This window comes from Micrococcus cohnii (genome assembly GCF_014205175.1).
Taxonomy (GTDB): domain Bacteria; phylum Actinomycetota; class Actinomycetes; order Actinomycetales; family Micrococcaceae; genus Micrococcus; species Micrococcus cohnii.
Window position 1 is genome coordinate 448,802 of record NZ_JACHNA010000001.1, and the last position, 17,141, is coordinate 465,942.

The following is a 17,141-nucleotide window of genomic DNA, read 5'->3' on the forward strand; positions in this document are numbered from 1 at the left end:
CGGCTGCGCAGCCGGCCCGGGCCTTCACGAGGCCGGGCCGGCCGCGCACGGGTGCGTACCGCGCGGATCAGGCGTCGAAGATCGCCTTCTGCAGGATCTGGGCCTCCTCGTCGTGCCGGCCCTTCGTGCCCGCCGAGGTGGCGGCACCGGCCGGACGCGAGGCCAGGCGCACATCGCGGTCCAGCTCGGGCAGCAGGGTGAGCGCCATGTAGGGCCAGGGGCCCTGGTTGGCCGGCTCGTCCTGCGCCCACACGACGTCCGCGTCCGGGTACTGGTCCAGCTGTTCCCGGATCTCGTCGAGCGGCAGCGGGTACAGCTGCTCGACGCGCACGATCGCGGTCGAGGTGTCCCCGGACTTGTCGCGGGTGGCCACCAGGTCGTAGTACAGGCGGCCCGAGACCAGCACGACGCGCTTGACGTCGGAGGCCGCGACCGAGGCGTCCGGGATCACCGGCTGGAAACGGCCCTGCGTGAAGTCCTCGACCGAGTTGGCGGCGGCCTTCAGGCGCAGCAGCTGCTTCGGCGTGAACACGACCAGCGGGCGCCGCGGCCGTGCGTAGGCCTGCTCACGCAGCAGGTGGAAGTGGTTCGCGCCCGTCGAGGGGTTCACCACGCGCATGTTGTTCTCGGCGCACATCTGCAGGAAGCGCTCGATGCGGGCCGAGGAGTGGTCCGGGCCCTGGCCCTCGTAGCCGTGCGGCAGCAGCAGCACGACCGAGGAGGTCTGCGCCCACTTCTGCTCGGCGGAGGAGATGAACTCGTCGATGACGGTCTGGGCGCCGTTGACGAAGTCGCCGAACTGCGCCTCCCACAGCACGAGCGCGTCCGAGCGCTCGACGGAGTAGCCGTACTCGAAGCCCAAGGCCGCGTACTCGGACAGCAGCGAGTTGTAGACCCAGAAGTTCGCCTGGTCCTCGGACAGGTGCTTCAGCGGGGCCCAGGTCTCGCCCGTCGCTCGGTCGTGGAACACCGAGTGGCGCTGCGTGAAGGTGCCGCGCTGCGAGTCCTGGCCGGCCAGGCGCACCGGAACGCCCTCGCTGACCAGCGAACCGAACGCCGCGAGCTCCGCGAAGCCCCAGTCGATGCCCCCGTCGACGGCCATCTTGGCGCGCTTCTCGAGCAGGGAGGTGAGCTTCGGGTGAATCGAGAAGCCCTCTGGCACGTCGAGGTGCGCTTCACCGATGCGGCGCAGCGTCTCGGGGGAGACCGCCGTCGAGCTGGGGGCCTGCGGGGCCTCGTCGCGGTCTGCGGCCGGCTCGATGCCGGAGCCGACGACCGGGATCTGGCCGGTCTGGGAGGCATGGGTCTCGGTGAACGCCTGCTCGAGCCGCTGCTGGTAGTCCTTCAGCGCCGAGTCGGCCTCGTCGTGAGTGATGTCGCCGCGGCCCACCAGGGACTCGACATACAGCCTGCGGGTCGAGCGCTTCTGCTCGATCAGGTTGTACATGCGCGGCTGGGTCATCGACGGATCATCGCCCTCGTTGTGGCCGCGGCGGCGGTAGCACACCAGGTCGATGACGACGTCCTTGTTGAACCGCTGACGGTACTCGAACGCCAGACGCGCCACGTGCACGACCGACTCCGGGTCGTCGCCGTTGACGTGGAAGATCGGTGCCTGGATCGTCTTGGCGACGTCCGTCGAGTACACGGACGAGCGGGCCGCCGACGGGGGAGTGGTGAAGCCGACCTGGTTGTTCACGATCACGTGGACCGTGCCACCGGTGCGGTAGCCCTGCAGCTGAGAGAGGTTGAGGGTCTCGTTGACCACGCCCTGGCCGGCGAACGCGGCGTCGCCGTGCACGAGGATCGGCAGCACGGAGAACGAGTCCGCGCTCTGCGAGCCGCGGTCCAAGCGGTCCTGCTTCGCGCGCACGATGCCCTCGAGCACCGGGTTCACCGCTTCCAGATGCGACGGGTTCGCGGCCAGGTACACGCCGGTGCGGTTGCCCGCGTCCGAGACGAAGGTGCCGGAGGTGCCCATGTGGTACTTCACATCGCCCGAGCCCGCGGTGCCGCCGGGGGTGGCCCCCTCGAACTCGCGGAAGATCTGCGAGTAGGTCTTCCCGGCGATGTTCGCCAGCACATTGAGACGACCGCGGTGGGCCATGCCGATGGCGACCTCGTCCAGGCCGTTGTCCGCGGCCTCGGACAGCACGCCGTCCAGCAGCGGGATCAGCGACTCGCCGCCCTCGAGGGAGAAGCGCTTCTGGCCGATGTACTTGGTCTGCAGGAAGGTCTCGAACGCCTCGGCCGCGTTGAGCCGGCCCAGGATCCGCAGCTGTTCCTCGCGGGTCGGCTTGGAGTAGGGCCGCTCGAGCTGCTCCTGGATCCACTGCCGTTCGGCCGGGTCCTGAATGTGCATGTACTCGATGCCGACGGTGCGGCAGTAGGCGTCGCGCAGCACGCCCAGGATGTTGCGCAGCGAGAGCACGTCCGAGCCGCCGAAGCCGCCGGTCGGCCAGGGGCGGTCCAGGTCCCACAGGGTCAGGCCGTGCTCACGGATGTCCAGGTCCGGGTGCGAACGCATCGTGTACTCGAGCGGGTCCGTGTCCGCCATCCGGTGACCGCGGTCGCGGTAGGCATGGATCAGCTGCTGGACGCGAGCGACCTTGCCGACCTGCTCGTCCGGGTTGACCTGCAGATCCTGCGACCAGCGCACCGGCTCGTAGGGGATGCGCAGGTCCTTGAAGACCTCGTCGTAGAACCCCTGCTCGCCCAGCAGCAAGCCGTGGACGATCTTGAGGAACTCGCCCGATCCCGCGCCCTGGATGACACGGTGGTCGTAGGTCGAGGTCAGGGTGATCGTCTTGGAGATTGCCAGATCGTTGAGGGTCTTCTCCGAGGCGCCCTGGAACGCGGCCGGGTAGGTGAGCGCGCCGACGCCGACGATCGCGGCCTGACCCTTGGACAGACGCGGCACCGAGTGCACTGTGCCGATGCCGCCCGGGTTCGTCAGCGAGACGGTCGTGCCCGCGTAGTCGTCCATCGTGAGCTTGTTGTCGCGGGCGCGCTTGACCAGGTCGTCGTACGCTTCCCAGAACTCCAGGAAGTTCTTGGTCTCGGCGGCCTTCACGTTCGGCACGACGAGGGCGCGCGTGCCGTCCGGCTTGGGCAGGTCGATCGCCAGGCCGAAGTTCACGTGCGGCGGCTCGACCATGTGCGGCTTGCCGTCGCGCTCCTCGTAGAGCACGTTCATCGAGGGCATCTGGCCGAGCGCCTTGATGAGCGCATAACCGATCAGGTGCGTGAAGGACACCTTGCCGCCACGTGAGCGGGCCAGATGGTTGTTGATGACCACGCGGTTGTCGATCAGGACCTTCGCCGGCACATCGCGCACGGTGGTGGCGGTCGGCACGGAGAGGGAGGCGTCCATGTTGGCGGCCACGGCCTTGGCCATGCCCTTCAGGACGGTCGCCTTCTCTTCCTTCTTCGTGCCGGCGCCCTGCTCGGAGGCGGTCGGCTCGGAGGGGACCGGCGTCGAGGCGCCGGTCTTCTTCTCGGCCTTCCCCGCGCCCTTGCCGGCGGCCGAGCTCTTCTTCTGCGCAGCGGGCTTGGCCGAGGAGCTCTGCTTCGCGGAGGCGGACGCCGCCGGGGCGGAGCTCTTCGTCTCAGTCGCGGCGTCCGCGGGGGCCGACGAGCGCGGGGCTGTGGCCTCGAGACGCGCGAAGATCTGGGCCCACTGCCCGTCCACAGACCCGGGGTCCGACTGGTACTTCCGGTAGATCTCGGCGACGAGGTTCTCGTTGCCGGGGAACTCCTCGGCGAGTCGGTCGGTCGTGAGTTCTGGCACGGTGTAACGCCTCTTCTCTTCGAATGCGTGGAAAGCGGTGCGCAGCGGTGTCGAAGCGCCTTCCGACCATCATAATGACCAGGACGCCGCCTCTGGCCAGATGCTCCGGCTTCCGCATCCGCCGCGCACCCGCTTTCAGTGCGACCTGTGACACACTGGTCTCATGCGCTTCCTGACCCAGCCCGTCGGCGACCTCACCTACGCCGACGTCTTCCTCGTTCCCTCGCACTCCACCGTGAGCAGTCGCATGGACGTGGACATCCGCCCCGACGACGGCACGGGCGGCGCGATCCCGCTCGTGGCGGCCAACATGACGGCGGTCTCGGGGCGGCGCATGCTCGAGACCATGGCCCGCCGAGGCGGGCTCGGGGTCCTGCCGCAGGATCTGGACATCGAGACGGTCGCAGAGACGACTCGGCGGGTGAAAGCCTCTCACCCCGTGCTCGATACGCCGTCGACCGTGTCCCCGTCCGCCGCCGTGGTGGAGGCGCTGCACCTGTTCGACACACGCGGCCACGCCGCGGTCTGCGTCGTCGACGAGGACGGGAACCTGCTCGGCACCCTCGGCCGCGACGACTGCGAGGGAGTCGACCGATTCGCGGCGGCCGGGTCCGTGATGAGCAGCCCGCCGCTGCTGCTGCACGCCGAGGACTTCCCCTCGGACCGTCAGGACGGGTCGGTCAGCCCCGAGCGCGCCCGCGCCGCGTTCGATGCGATGACCCAGGCGCAGGTGGAGTACGCCCCCGTGGTGCGGTCCACGGTCGAGGCCTCGCGCGACGGCGAGCCGCGGCGTCACCACGGACGCCTGGTCGGCGCGATGACCACCTCGGGGGCGGTGCGCTCGGCCGTGTTCACGCCGACCGTCGACGAGGACGGGGCACTGCGGGTGGGCGCGGCGATCGGCATCAACGGCCCGGTGCGTGAGAAGGCGCAGGCGCTGATCGAGGCGGGCGTCGACGTGCTCGTGGTGGACACGGCCCACGGCCATCAGCGCTCGATGCTCGAGGCGCTCGCGGCGGTGCGCTCCGTCGATCCGCCCGTGCCGGTCGTCGCCGGCAATGTCGTCACGGCCGAGGGGGTGCGGGATCTGGTTTCCGCCGGTGCGGACATCGTGAAGGTCGGCGTCGGCCCCGGCGCGATGTGCACGACCCGCATGATGACCGCCGTCGGGCGCCCGCAGTTCTCCGCCGTGCTCGAGTGTGCCGCGGCCGCCGGTGAACTCGGCCGCCATGTCTGGGCGGACGGCGGGGTCAAGCATCCGCGGGATGTGGCCCTCGCGCTCGCGGCCGGGGCCAGCCAGGTGATGATCGGCTCGTGGTTCGCCGGCACGCTGGAGTCGCCGGGGGACGTCGTCGTCGACCCGGACGGGAGCCGGTACAAGATCAGCTTCGGCATGGCCTCGGCCCGCGCCGTGCAGCACCGCACGCGTCATCACGACGCGTTCAGCCGGGCGCGCACGGCGATGTTCGAGGAGGGCGTCTCGTCCTCGCGCATGTACATCGACCCGCAGCGGCCCTCCGTGGAGGACCTGATCGACGCGATCACCTCCGGCGTCCGCTCGTCGCTGGCCTACGCCGGAGCGACCACGCTGGCGCAGTTCCGGGAGCGGGCGGTCGTCGGCGTGCAGTCCGCGGCCGGGTACGAGGAAGGCCGGCCCGTCTCCCGATCCTGGTGAGCGCCTGCCTATACTCACCTGCCATGGACTATGACAGTCGTGCCGAACCCACGACCTCGGCGCATCACCGGCGCCCGCCCCTGACCACGCCGACCCGGACGACGGGGAGGCACCGCTGAATGGACTGGCTGCTCCTGGCCGCCGGCCTGCTGCTGATCCTCGGCACCGGCTTCTTCGTGGCCGTCGAGTTCTCCATGATCGCCATCGACGTGCCCACGGTGCAGCGCATGGTCGACGACGGCGACAAGGGCGCCGAGCCGCTGCTGCGGTGCCTGAAGTCGCTCTCGACGCAGCTGTCCGCGTGCCAGTTGGGCATCACGCTGACGACTCTGCTCACCGGATACGTCATGGACCCGGCCGTCACGGCTCTGCTGCAGCCCGTGCTGGGCGGCCTCGCGCTGCCCGAGCCGGTCATGCGCACCGTCTCGCTCATCGTGTCGATGCTCGTGGCGACGCTGCTGTCGATGCTCATCGGAGAGCTGATCCCCAAGAACCTGGCGATCGCCGAGCCGATGACGCTGGGCCGCCGGTTGGCCCGGCCCCAGTTGATGTTCTCGGCTGTGTTCAAGCCGGCGATCGTGCTGCTCAACGGCTTTTCGAACAAGGTGCTGCACCGCATGGGCCTGGAGGCCAAGGAGGAGATCTCCGGCGCCCGTGGCCCCGAGGAGCTGTCCTCGCTCGTGCGGCGTTCGGCGCAGCTGGGCACCCTCGACGCGCAGACGGCGACATTCCTGGACCGCACCCTTCGCTTCGCAGACCGGACGGCCTCCGATGTGATGACCCCGCGCATCCGCATGGAGACCATCCACGAGGACGAGTCGCTGCCGGACGTCGTGGACCTCGCCCGCAGCACCGGGTACTCGCGCTTCCCCGTCATCGGTGACTCCTCGGACGACATCCGCGGCGTGCTGCACGTGAAGAAGGCCGTCGCCGTGCCGCGCGAGCGACGGGCGGACCTGACGGCGGGCTCGGTGATGTCCGACATGATCCGTGTTCCCGAGACCGTGCACCTGGACCAGCTGCTGACCGAGCTGCGCGAGGCGAACCTGCAGGTCGCCGTGGTTGTCGACGAGTACGGCGGCACCGCCGGCATGGTGACGCTCGAGGACGTGGTCGAGGAGATCGTGGGGGAGGTCGCCGACGAGCACGACCGGGTGACGCCCGGAGTGCTGCAGACCGCCTCCGGGCGCTGGTACTTCCCCGCGGACCTGCGCCCCGACGAGGTCCGAGCCCAGATTCGCGGCCTCGAGGTGCCCGAGGACGGCGCCTACGAGACGGTGGGCGGGTTCCTCATGGCCCGGCTCGGGCGCATCGCCGCGATCGGGGACGTCGTCGACGTCGACGGCGGCCGCATCAGCGTCGAGCGGATGGACGGCCGCCGGATCGAGCGGGTGCGCTTCGAGCCGGAGGGCGGCTCCACCGCCGCGCCCCGGGTGGAGGGGATGCGCGCATGAGCGACGACGTGACGGGCCTGCTCTGGCTGGGCGTGCTGCTGGCCGCCAACGCGTTCTTCGTCGGCGGCGAGTTCGCCGTGATGGGCGCACGGCGCTCGCAGATCGAACCGAAGGCGGACGCGGGATCGCGGCAGGCGAAGGTCGCCCTGTACGCGATCGAGCACGTGACGCAGATGCTCGCGGTGTGCCAGCTGGGCATCACCGTGTGCTCGCTGCTGATTCTCAACGTGTCCGAGCCGGCGCTGCACCACCTGTTGGTGGCCCCGATGCAGACGGTGGGCCTGCCGACCTCCGTCGCGGACGTGGCCGCGTTCGTGCTCGCGCTGCTGGTCGTGACGTTCCTGCACGTGACGATGGGCGAGATGGTGCCCAAAAACGCGGCGGTGTCCTTCGCCGATCGCGCCGTGATGCTGTTGGCGACGCCCCTGGTCTGGCTATCCACGGCGCTGGCTCCGCTGATCTGGGCGCTGAACTGGCTCGCGAACCTCGCCCTGCGCGCGATGCGCGTCGAGCCGAAGGAGGAGGTCGCCTCGGCCTTCACGCTCGAGGAGGTTCAGTCGATCGTTGCCGAGTCCACGCGCTCGGGAACGCTCGAGGACGAGTCCGGCGTGCTGCATTCAGCGCTGGAGTTCTCCGACCGCAGCGCCGGGGACGTCATGGTGCCCCTGGCCGATGTGGTGACCTTGCCCGAGGACGTCACTCCGCAGGCCTTCGAGTGGAACGTGGGGCGCGTGGGTTACTCGCGATTCGCGGTGGCTGACGGCACCGGCGGACTCACCGGCTACCTGCACCTGAAGGACGTGCTGACCGTCGACGCGAGCGCGTACGAGCGGCCCATCTCGGTGACCCGGATCCGCTCGCTGGCGAACGTGCGGATGGACGACGAGATCGAGGACGCCCTCGCGCTCATGCAGCGCACGGGCTCGCACCTGGCCCGTGTGATCGACGGCGGCGGCATCACCGTGGGTGTGCTGTTCCTCGAGGACGTGCTCGAGGAGCTCGTCGGCGAGATCCACGACGCCACGCAGTCGCGGCGGCGTCTGCGCCCGGTGTGACGGGGCTCGTGCCGGGTGGGCGCACGCAGCACCTCGCCGCCGGTGCTACGATGAGAATCGTTTTCATTTAATTCTCTCGCTTCGGCCCTGAAAGGTGCGTGACCTCGTGTCCGCTTCATCGTTCCGCGCCCCGGCGCGCGTACGCCGCCAGTGTGTCGGCCTCGGCGTCGTGCTCGGCGCTGCACTGCTGACCCTGACCGCCTGTGGCGGGTCCTCGGGGGCGGGCTCCGGGGGCGGCGGAGACGGTGAGGTGGTCGCGGTCGCGACGACCACGCAGATCGGCTCGGTGCTCGACGAGATCGCCCAGTGCAACGGCGGCTCCGCGACCTCCGTGATGGGTCCGGGCGACGACCCCCACGACATGGCCGTCTCCTCGCAGCAGGTGGCTGAGATGACGCAGGCCGGCCTGGTGTTCAGCAACGGTCTCGGTCTTGAGGCCGGTATGGGCTCGGCGTTGCGCAACGCGCAGGCTGACGGCGCCGAGATCATCGAGGTCGCACCCGAGGTGGACCCGCTGCCCTTCGGCACCGGTTCGCACGGCGACCATGACCACGGCGGTCACGATCACGGTCACGCGCACGCAGACCAGGACCCCCATTTCTGGATGGACGTGGCCCGCATGGCTGACGCGGCCGAGATGATGGGCGAGAGGCTCGCAGCACACAAGGACGACGAGAAGTTCGCCGAGTGCGGTCGTCAGGTCGCCGAGGACCTGCGCAGGACCGATGAGAAGGTCGCGACGATCCTCGCGCAGGTCCCCGAGGACAAGCGCACGATCATGGTGGACCACGACGCCTATGGCTACTTCGCCGACGCCTACGGCTTCGAGGTCTCCGGAATCGTGGTGCCGGGCGGCTCGACCGACGGCACTCCCTCGTCGAAGCAGATGGCCGAGCTCTCCGCCACGGTCAAGGACGGCGGCGCCGACGCGCTGCTCACATCGGCCGGTTCACCGATGGGCGAGATCGAGGCGCTCGGCGGGGAGGCCGGGGGAGAGGTGCCGGTCGTCGAGCTCTATGAGGCCGGCATCGGCCCGGAGGACTCCGAGGCCTCCACCTATCGCGACGCCATGGTGCACAACGCCCGCACGCTCGCCGAGGAGCTGGGGGCGCGATGATCGAGTGGATCATGGCCCCGTTTGAACTCGGCTTCCAGCGGCGAGCGCTGCTCGGCGGTCTCATCGCGGCCGTGATGTGCTCGGTGGTCGGGACCTGGCTGGTGCTGCGCGGCATGAGCTTCTTCGGCGACGCCTTCGTCCACGGCGTCATGCCCGGCATCGCGACAGCGGTGCTGCTCGACGGCAACGTCTACGTCGGGGCGGCTGTCGCGGCGCTCGTCATGCTCGGTGGCATCTCGCTGGTGCACCGGGCGACCACGCTCAAGGAGGACACGGGCATCGGCCTGCTGTTCGTGGGCATGATGGCCCTCGGCGTGGTCATCATCTCGACGTCGTCGTCCTACACCGGCTCGCTCACCGCGATCCTGTTCGGCGACGCCCTGGGCGTGCGGCCCGAACATCTGTGGGTGCAGGGGATCATCGCCGTGATCGTCGTGCTGGCCGCCGTCCTGCTCTACCGGCCGCTGCTGACCCTGAGCTTCTCGCCGGCCAAAGCGGTCAGCCTCGGCATGCGGCCGGGCCTGACGCACGTGCTGCTGCTCATGATGATCGGCGCGGCCGTGATTGGCTCGTTCCAGGCGGTCGGCACGGTGCTGGTCTTCGGCCTGCTCGTCGGACCGCCGGCCACCGCGGCCCTGCTGTGCCGGACGGTCCCGACGATGATGGCGACCGCCATGGTCCTGGGCGCGCTGAGCGTGAGCGCCGGCCTGGTCCTCAGCTTCCACCTGGGCACCGCCGCCTCCGCGACGATGGCCCTGGTGCCGATCCTCCTGTTCTTCGTCGTGCTCGCCGTGCGCTCCGCCGTGAGCGCGGTGCGTGGCCGACGGGGCCGCCCCGGGCCCGGCGGGTCACAGTCCGCGCTGGGCCCGGAGGCCGCCGAGCGGACCGCCACGAGGAGGGTGTCGGCATGAGGGGCGCCCGCGAGAGCTCAGATCTGCTGGCCGAGTGCGCTGACCTCGTGCTGCGGCACGGTGACCACCTGGCCGTGGACCGCTCCGACCTGACCCTGCCCAGCGGCTGCGTCGTCGCGGTGATCGGTCCCAACGGTTCGGGGAAGTCGACGCTGCTGCAGGCCCTGGCCGGTGTGCTGCACCCGGCGGCCGGCGTCGTGCGGGTCCGCGGTGAGCATGCGCGTCGGCATGCACGTCGCGTGGCCTTCGTCATGCAGTCCGTGCCGGCCCCCGAGGGCGTCCCGATGACCGTCAACGACGTCGTGACGATGGGCCGTTACGCCTCCCGCGGCTGGTTCGCGCCGCTGCGCTCGAGGGATCGGCGGATCGTGGCCGAGGCGATGGAGCGCATGGAGATTGCCGATCTGTCTCGGCGCCACCTCTGCGAGCTCTCCGGCGGTCAGCGTCAGCGCGTGCACGTCGCCCAGGGACTGGCCCAGGAACACGATGTGCTCATGCTGGACGAGCCGCTCACGGGACTGGACATCACCTCGGCCCGGACCATCGACCGGCTCATCCACGAGGAGCCAGAGCGCGGGGTCTCCGTGGTGTTCACGACGCACGATATGGCCGAGGCCCACGCCGCCGACCACGTCGTGCTGATGGACGGCCGGGTCGTCGCCTCCGGGGCGCCGACGCAGGTGCTCACCCGAGAGAACCTCGAACGCGTCTACGGGGTGGGAGCACTGCACGCGCCTCGGGGCATGTTCCTGGACGAGCCGCATGAACAGCCGGTGTCTGAGGGCCGCCGGCGCCCGCTGTCCTGACACCGTGCCCGCGCGATCGCCGCGGCGCGGTCAGTCGCGGTCGGAGCCGGCGCAGTCGGTGCACACGCCGCTGATCTCGACGGTGTGGTCCGGGTCCGCGAAACCGTGCTCGCGCGCGATGGTCGCCGCCCACTGTTCGACGTCGGGGGCGGTGATCTCCACTGTGCGCCAGCAGCGGCGGCACACCAGGTGGTGGTGGTGCTCCTGCTCCTCGCAGCGACGGTAGACCGACTCGCCGTCGTCGCGACGCAGCACGTCCACTCGGCCGGCGTCGACCTGCTGCTGCAGCGTCCGATAGACGGTGGCCAGGGAGACCCGCTCGCCGGCGTGCTGGAGATGCCCGTGCAGCTGCTGTGCGCTGACGAAGTCCTCGAGCGAGTCCAGGGCGCGGTCGACGGCGGCCTTCTGCCGCGTCGCACGGGGGCGGGAGGCGGGGGAGGGGGTACCGGAGGTGCTCACGGACGAGGGCCTTTCTGCGGGCGCAGGGACGAATTCTCAGCCTAACAGCGGGCCCGCTCAGCGGGTTCGTTCGGCGGGCCGTGCGGACGTCGCGCGGGTTGACCGCCTGAGTAGACTCCGGGGGGTGCACACAGAGATCTCAGCGTCGCAGCCCGGGCACGCCGACAGGCAGGGCCACACCGCGTCGGCCACAGCACGGGTGGATGAGCCCGCCGCGCCGCCGGTGCTGGTCGATGTCGACGTGCTCGCCGGCTGGCTGGGTGTGCCACGACCGACCCCGCCGCAGGGGGCCGGACGACGCGGCACGCACCGCTCGGAGGCCTTCGCTCGAGAGGACGATGAGCTCGGGCGCGGTCAGATCGTGCTGCTCGACGTGCGCTGGACCCCGACCGGCGGCGGCGATCACGACACCTACGTGCGCGGGCACCTGCCCGGTGCCGTCTACGTCGCGCTCGAGTCCCAGCTGGCCGGGCACGCGGGACCGCAACAGGGCAGGCACCCGCTGCCGGAGCCGGCACGCTTCGCCGAGGCCGTGCGCATGTGGGGCATCGAGGACGGGGACACCGTCGTGGTGTATGACGACGTCTCGGGCGCCTCCGCCGCGCGGGCGTGGTGGTTGCTGCGACATGCCGGCATCACGACCTCCCTGCTGCTCGACGGCGGCCTCAGCCGCTGGCGAGCGGCCGGACTGCCGTTGCAGGCCGGTGAGGTCATTCCCGCGCCCGGATCCGCGCACACCTCGTGGGGTCGCATGCCGGTCGTGGACTCGGCCGGGGCCGAGGCAGTCGCCGCCGGCGGCCTGCTGCTCGATGCGCGGTCCGCGCAGCGCTACGCCGGTCGTGACGAGCCGCTCGACCCGGTCGCCGGGCACATCCCCGGTGCCGTGAACGTTCCGGCAGATCAGCTGCTCGACGCGGACGGGCTCCTGTTGCCGCCGGCGCAGCTGAGGGAGCGTTTCGACGCTCAGGGCATGCGCGAGGATCTGCCGGTCGCGGCCTCCTGCGGCTCGGGCGTCACGGCCTGCCACACGGTGCTCGCGCTCGCCGCGGCCGGGCGTCACGGGGTGGCCCTGTACCCGGGTTCGTGGTCTGCTTGGTGTCAGAATCCCGACAATCCGGTCGCCACCGGGCCTGAGCCGGCCGGCAGCTGAGCACGCGGCGCTCGGGCCACGTCGACCGCACGGCGAGGCCGACCGTCCGTCGCCCTGCGTCGCAGTCCGTCGCTCTGTACCCGTTCGTCCCTCTGTATCCAAGGAGCCCTCATGTCCCAGCAGACCGTCTTCTCCCGCATCATTGCCGGCGAGATCCCCGGCCGGTTCGTCTGGCGGGACGAGGTGTGTGCCGCGTTCCTGGACGTCGCACCGCTGCGTCCCGGCCACACGCTGGTGGTCCCCGTCGAACCGGTGGACCGCTGGACCGATGCGCCCGCCGAGACCCTCGCCCACGTCATGCAGGTCGCCCAGGCGATCGGCGCGGCCCAGGTCGAGGCGTTCGGCTCCGCCCGCGCGGGTCTGATGGTCGCCGGCTACGAGGTGCCGCACATGCACGTGCACGTGTGGCCGTCGAACTCCATGCGCGACTTCGACACGGACCAGGTCGACCGTCACCCGGACCCCGCCGACCTCGACGCCGCCGCCGAGAAGATCCGCGCGGCGTTGCGTGCGGCCGGCCGCGGCGAGCACGTGCCGTCAGCCGGGGCCTGAGGCGGCAGCCGCTCAGCGCGCGGTCGCCGCGTCCAGCGCCTTCCGCACTCGCTTCTCGGAGACAGAGACGGCCGTGCCCAGCTCCTGGGCGAAGAACGAGACACGCAGCTCCTCGATGAGCCAGCGCACCGCGTCGAGCTCGGCCGGCAGCGGGGTCTGCGGGAACCGGGACCGGTGGGCCTGCACCGCCGCGTCGAAGTCGTCCTCGAGCTCCTGGATGAGAGCCATGTGCTGACCGTCGCGTTGGAGACGCCCACCCGCGTCCAACGAGGCCAGCCGCGACTCGATCGCCGCGAGGTAGCGCGGCAGATGCTGCAGCTGGGCCCAGCCGGTGGCCGCGACGAATCCGTCGAACACGAGCTGGTCCAGGTGCGCCTTCACGTCGGCCAGCGCCGGGGCGAGGGCCAGCGAGACCCCACCCTTGAGTCGACGACGGATCCGCGCGGCGGCGGCGAGCACCTTCTCGACCAGGGCCGTCACGAGGAACACCGTGTCGATCAGCTCCGCCCGCACCGCCTCGTGCAGGGCCCGGAATCCGGCCTCGTCGAACGGCAGGGCATCGCCGACGAGCCGGTCCACGGCCGCGGCGGTGCAATCGGCCACGAGCGCCTCGACGGAGCCGTGCGGGTTCTGGCTGAAGGTGAGCTTCTCGCGATTGTCGAGGTGATCCAGCACGTAGCGCTGGACCGAGGGTAGCGAGGCCAGCAACAGGCTAATCAGCCCGGCCCGGTGCCAGGCGGCCTGGTCCTGTGCGGTCCGTGCGACCGTGAGCCCGGCAGCGGGGGAACCGTCCTTGAGACGTTCGGGCACCAGGGTCGGGTGCCCGGTGACGCGCGGCCCGGCCCCCGCCGGGGCCTCGAGTGTCCGCGGCAGCGTGCCCAGGTCCCATGAGGTGATCCCGTGCCGTTCCCGGAAGGCCGGGGAGGGCGCCGTGTGCTCCGCCGCCCCGGCCGACCCGGGCCGATCCCGGGCGCCGCGCTCGCCCTCGCGTGCACGGCCGTCTCGGCGGCCGGCTGCGCCGCGACCGCTCCCGGGTGTCGGGGTGCCCGCCGCGGGCGGCTCGCCGGCCAGCCGGGCCGCGATCGCCGTGCGATTGGCCTCGGCGAGGCGGACCTGCAGTTCGCTGAGGTCCTGGCCGGCGCCGATCACGGCGCCACGCGAGTCCACGATCCGGTAGTCCATGCGCAGGTGCTCCGGCACGGCGGCCAGGTCCCATTCGCTCGGCTCCACGATCTGCCCGCGCAGTCGGCGCACCGCCTGACTGAGCGCCTCGGGCAGGGCGTCGTGCTCGGGGTCGGCGTCGGCCTCGAGGGCCGTGACGAGCTGGACGGCCACATCGGGGGCCGGCACCAGGTGCTTGCGCTGGGACTTCGGCAGGGCGCGGATGAGCGCGGTCACCAGCTCGACGCGCAGCCCCGGCACGAGCCAGGCGAACCGCTGTGGGTCGACCCGGCCGAGCAGCACGACGTCGATCGTGACGGTGATGCCGTCGGTGCCCGAGGCGCCGGTGGGGTCGTAGGTGTAGTCCAGCGGCAGCTGCACGCGCTCGCCGTCGAGCGGATGGTCGAAGACGGTGGGGAAGGCGTCGGCGTCGAGCTGATCGGCGGCCGTGGTCATCAGGGCGGACGGGTCGAAGTCCAGCAGCTCGGGGGTCTGGTGCCGCTGCTTCTTCCACCACGCGTCGAAATGCCGCTCCGAGACGATCGTCGCCGGCAGCCGCTCGTCGTAGAACGCGAACAGATCGTCGTCCGAGACGCGCAGGTCACGGCGGCGCAGGCGCGTCTCGAGGGCCTCGACGTCCTCGAGCGCAGCGCGGTTGCGGGCGAAGAACCGGTGCCGCGTGCGCCAGTCGCCCTCGACGAGTGCATGGCGGATGAACAGCTCACGCGCCAGCGGCGGGTCGATCCGGCCCAGACGGACGGGCCGGTCGTGGACGAGAGTGACGCCGAACAGCGTGACCTTCTCTCGCGCCATCGCCGAACCGGAGCGACGGGACCAGTGCGGCTCAGAGTGGCTGCGCTTGACCAGATCCGCGCCGACCTCTTCGACCCATTCCGGTTCGATGCGGGCGGCGGCTCGAGCCCACAGTCGCGTCGTCTCGACCAGCTCGGCGGCCATGACGAACGGATGCCGCTTCTTGAACAGCGCGGAGCCCGGGAACACCGCGAACCGGGTGCCGCGGGCGCCGGCGTAGTCGCGCCGCCGCTCGTCGTAGGAGCCGATCTGCCCGAGCAGACCGGCCAACAGCGCCTTGTGGACCTGCTCATGCCGTCCCACGGGGTCGACCGGGCCGGCCTGAACTGACACGCCCACGGGTGCGGCCATCTGGCGCAGCTGCTGGACGAGATCCTGCCACTCGCGTACCCGCAGGTAGTTGATGTGTTCGCGGCGGCACAGACGACGGAACGCGCTGGAGGAGAGCTGGCGCTGCTGCTCACGCAGGTACGACCACAGGTTCAACAGCGAGGTGAAGTCCGAGTTCTCGTCCGAGAACCGGGCATGCAACTCGTCGGCGGTCTCGCGCTGCTCGACCGGACGTTCCCGCGGGTCCTGGATCGTCATGGCGGCGGCGATGACCACCACCTCGCGCGTGCAGTCCCGCTCTCCGGCGGCCAGGATCATCCGGCCCAGGCGCGGGTCGACCGGCAGACGCGCCAGGCGGCGTCCCAGGGGCGTGATGGTGCCGGCCTCGAACGTGCGCGTGCGGCCGCGGGAGAGGGTGACGGGGCGGCCGGTGTTCAACGCCCCGAGCTCCGTCAGCGAGGTCGCGCCAGCGGAGACCTGGCGGGAGTCCGGCGGCTGCAGGAACGGAAACTCGCTGACCTGGCCGGGGGTGCGGGCGACGCCGAGCGAGAGCATCTGCAGGATCACCGAGGCCAAGGATGTCCGCAGGATCTCCGGGTCCGTGAACGCCGGACGGGCGAGGAAGTCCTCCTCCGAGTACAGGCGGATCGCGATGCCCTCCGAGGTGCGGCCGGAGCGACCCGAACGCTGGTTCGCGCTGGCCTGGGAGATCCGCTCGATCGGCAGGCGCTGCACCTTGGTGCGGTTCGAGTACCGGGAGATGCGCGCGGTGCCGGTGTCGATGACGTACTTGATGCCCGGCACGGTCAGGGAGGTCTCCGCGACGTTGGTGGCGAGCACGATGCGGCGCCGGACACCGGACGGCGCACGGCTGAACACGCGGTGCTGCTCGGCCATCGAGAGCCGGCCGTAGAGCGGGAGCACCTCGGTGCCGGAGAGGCGGCTGGTGGAGCCGACGAGTCCGGTCAGATGCTCGGCCGCGTCGCGGATCTCCCGTTCTCCGGGCAGGAACACGAGGATGTCCCCGGCCGGCTCGGCCGCGAGCTCGAGCACCGCGTCGCCGATCGCGTCGAGCGGGTCACGGGTCTGGGCCGCGTCGTCCGCATCGTCGTCGGGGTCCTCGGGCGAAGGGTCCTCGGTCAGCGGCCGGTAGCGGATCTCGACCGGGAAGGTGCGGCCGGAGACCTCGATCACCGGTGCGGGGAGGACACGCTCACCCGAGTCGAGCTCGATGGCGTTGGCGTCGGCGTCGGTGTCGGTGAGGGGGCGGCCGAAGTGGCGTGCGAAGGACTCCGGGTCGATCGTCGCCGAGGTGATGACCACCTTCAGGTCCGGGCGCTGCGGCAGGATCTGCCGCAGATAGCCGAGCAGGAAGTCGATGTTGAGGCTTCTTTCGTGGGCCTCGTCGATGATGATGACCGAGTACCGGCTCAGGAGCGGGTCGTGGGGGATCTCGGCGAGCAGGATGCCGTCGGTCATCACCTTCACCCGGGTGTCCGCCGAGGTCTCGGAGGTGAAGCGGACCTGGTAGCCGACCGTCGCGCCGATCTTCTCGTCCAGTTCCTCGGCGATGCGCTCGGCGACGGAGCGGGCCGCGATGCGTCGGGGCTGGGTGTGGCCGATGACCCCGTCCGCGTCGAGGCCGAGGGCCAGGCACATCTTGGGCAGCTGGGTCGTTTTACCCGAACCGGTCTCGCCGGCGACGATCACGACCTGGTTCTCGGCGATCGCCGCCATGATCTCCTCGCGCCGCTCGGCGACGGGGAGGTGCTCGGGGAAGGCGACGACGCGGGTGTCGGAGGCAGTGGAAGGCTCGGTCATGGCGCGGACAAGTGTACGGCGGGCGGGCCGCCGGGGCCGGGCCCGAT

At 70.9% G+C, this 17,141-nt stretch carries 11 protein-coding genes; 8 read left to right on the plus strand and 3 right to left on the minus strand.

Annotated features, from left to right (window positions below; all coding sequences use genetic code 11):
* Window positions 1-67 precede the first annotated feature (67 nt).
* Window positions 68-3,790, minus strand: a complete 3,723-nt coding sequence (locus HDA30_RS02140; RefSeq protein WP_184240979.1) for a multifunctional oxoglutarate decarboxylase/oxoglutarate dehydrogenase thiamine pyrophosphate-binding subunit/dihydrolipoyllysine-residue succinyltransferase subunit — start codon at window positions 3,788-3,790, stop codon at window positions 68-70.
* Window positions 3,791-3,953: 163 nt separating this feature from the next.
* Between HDA30_RS02140 and guaB1 the strand changes: the two genes are divergently transcribed.
* The 6 genes from guaB1 (at window position 3,954) to HDA30_RS02170 (ending at window position 10,808) form a co-directional block, all read left to right on the plus strand.
* Window positions 3,954-5,465, plus strand: coding sequence for a GMP reductase (gene guaB1 / locus HDA30_RS02145; RefSeq protein WP_184240980.1), 1,512 nt, complete (start codon window positions 3,954-3,956; stop codon window positions 5,463-5,465).
* A gap of 119 nt (window positions 5,466-5,584) precedes the next feature.
* Window positions 5,585-6,919: a hemolysin family protein gene (locus HDA30_RS02150; RefSeq protein ID WP_158495627.1), complete on the plus strand. Its 1,335-nt coding sequence runs from the start codon at window positions 5,585-5,587 to the stop codon at window positions 6,917-6,919.
* The gene (locus HDA30_RS02155; RefSeq protein ID WP_158495628.1) at window positions 6,916-7,974 is read left to right on the plus strand and encodes a hemolysin family protein; all 1,059 of its coding nucleotides are present in this window, start codon (window positions 6,916-6,918) and stop codon (window positions 7,972-7,974) included. Before HDA30_RS02150 ends, HDA30_RS02155 begins: the two co-directional genes overlap by 4 nt.
* A 106-nt stretch (window positions 7,975-8,080) precedes the next feature.
* A complete protein-coding gene (locus HDA30_RS02160) occupies window positions 8,081-9,091 on the plus strand; it encodes a metal ABC transporter substrate-binding protein (protein WP_288817898.1) in 1,011 nt (336 codons plus the stop codon).
* Window positions 9,088-10,002 carry a metal ABC transporter permease gene (locus HDA30_RS02165; protein WP_221419034.1) on the plus strand — a complete coding sequence of 305 codons (915 nt, stop codon included), beginning with the start codon at window positions 9,088-9,090 and terminating at the stop codon, window positions 10,000-10,002. Before HDA30_RS02160 ends, HDA30_RS02165 begins: the two co-directional genes overlap by 4 nt.
* The gene (locus HDA30_RS02170; RefSeq protein ID WP_158495629.1) at window positions 9,999-10,808 is read left to right on the plus strand and encodes a metal ABC transporter ATP-binding protein; all 810 of its coding nucleotides are present in this window, start codon (window positions 9,999-10,001) and stop codon (window positions 10,806-10,808) included. The genes HDA30_RS02165 and HDA30_RS02170 overlap by 4 nt, the downstream gene beginning before the upstream one ends.
* Window positions 10,809-10,838: 30 nt before the next feature.
* Here the strand turns inward: HDA30_RS02170 and HDA30_RS02175 are convergent, their stop codons facing one another.
* Entirely contained in the window at window positions 10,839-11,267 is a 429-nt protein-coding gene (locus HDA30_RS02175; protein WP_184240981.1) for a Fur family transcriptional regulator, read from the minus strand.
* A gap of 124 nt (window positions 11,268-11,391) precedes the next feature.
* Between HDA30_RS02175 and HDA30_RS02180 the strand changes: the two genes are divergently transcribed.
* The gene (locus HDA30_RS02180; RefSeq protein ID WP_343059268.1) at window positions 11,392-12,417 is read left to right on the plus strand and encodes a sulfurtransferase; all 1,026 of its coding nucleotides are present in this window, start codon (window positions 11,392-11,394) and stop codon (window positions 12,415-12,417) included.
* Between the two features lie 111 nt (window positions 12,418-12,528).
* A complete protein-coding gene (locus HDA30_RS02185) occupies window positions 12,529-12,969 on the plus strand; it encodes an HIT family protein (protein WP_158495631.1) in 441 nt (146 codons plus the stop codon).
* A 12-nt stretch (window positions 12,970-12,981) separates the two neighbouring features.
* On the opposite strand, the gene hrpA is transcribed toward HDA30_RS02185, so the two are convergent.
* Entirely contained in the window at window positions 12,982-17,094 is a 4,113-nt protein-coding gene (hrpA, locus tag HDA30_RS02190; protein WP_184240982.1) for an ATP-dependent RNA helicase HrpA, read from the minus strand.
* Between the last annotated feature and the right edge of the window lie 47 nt (window positions 17,095-17,141).

Coding starts and splice junctions, on each gene's coding strand:
- HDA30_RS02155 (WP_158495628.1), top strand. CDS start 6,916: ATGAGCGACGACGTGACGGGCCTGCTCTGGCTGGGCGTGCTGCTGGCC.
- HDA30_RS02185 (WP_158495631.1), top strand. CDS start 12,529: ATGTCCCAGCAGACCGTCTTCTCCCGCATCATTGCCGGCGAGATCCCC.
- HDA30_RS02170 (WP_158495629.1), top strand. CDS start 9,999: ATGAGGGGCGCCCGCGAGAGCTCAGATCTGCTGGCCGAGTGCGCTGAC.
- guaB1 (WP_184240980.1), top strand. CDS start 3,954: ATGCGCTTCCTGACCCAGCCCGTCGGCGACCTCACCTACGCCGACGTC.
- HDA30_RS02165 (WP_221419034.1), top strand. CDS start 9,088: ATGATCGAGTGGATCATGGCCCCGTTTGAACTCGGCTTCCAGCGGCGA.
- HDA30_RS02150 (WP_158495627.1), top strand. CDS start 5,585: ATGGACTGGCTGCTCCTGGCCGCCGGCCTGCTGCTGATCCTCGGCACC.
- hrpA (WP_184240982.1), bottom strand. CDS start 17,094: ATGACCGAGCCTTCCACTGCCTCCGACACCCGCGTCGTCGCCTTCCCC.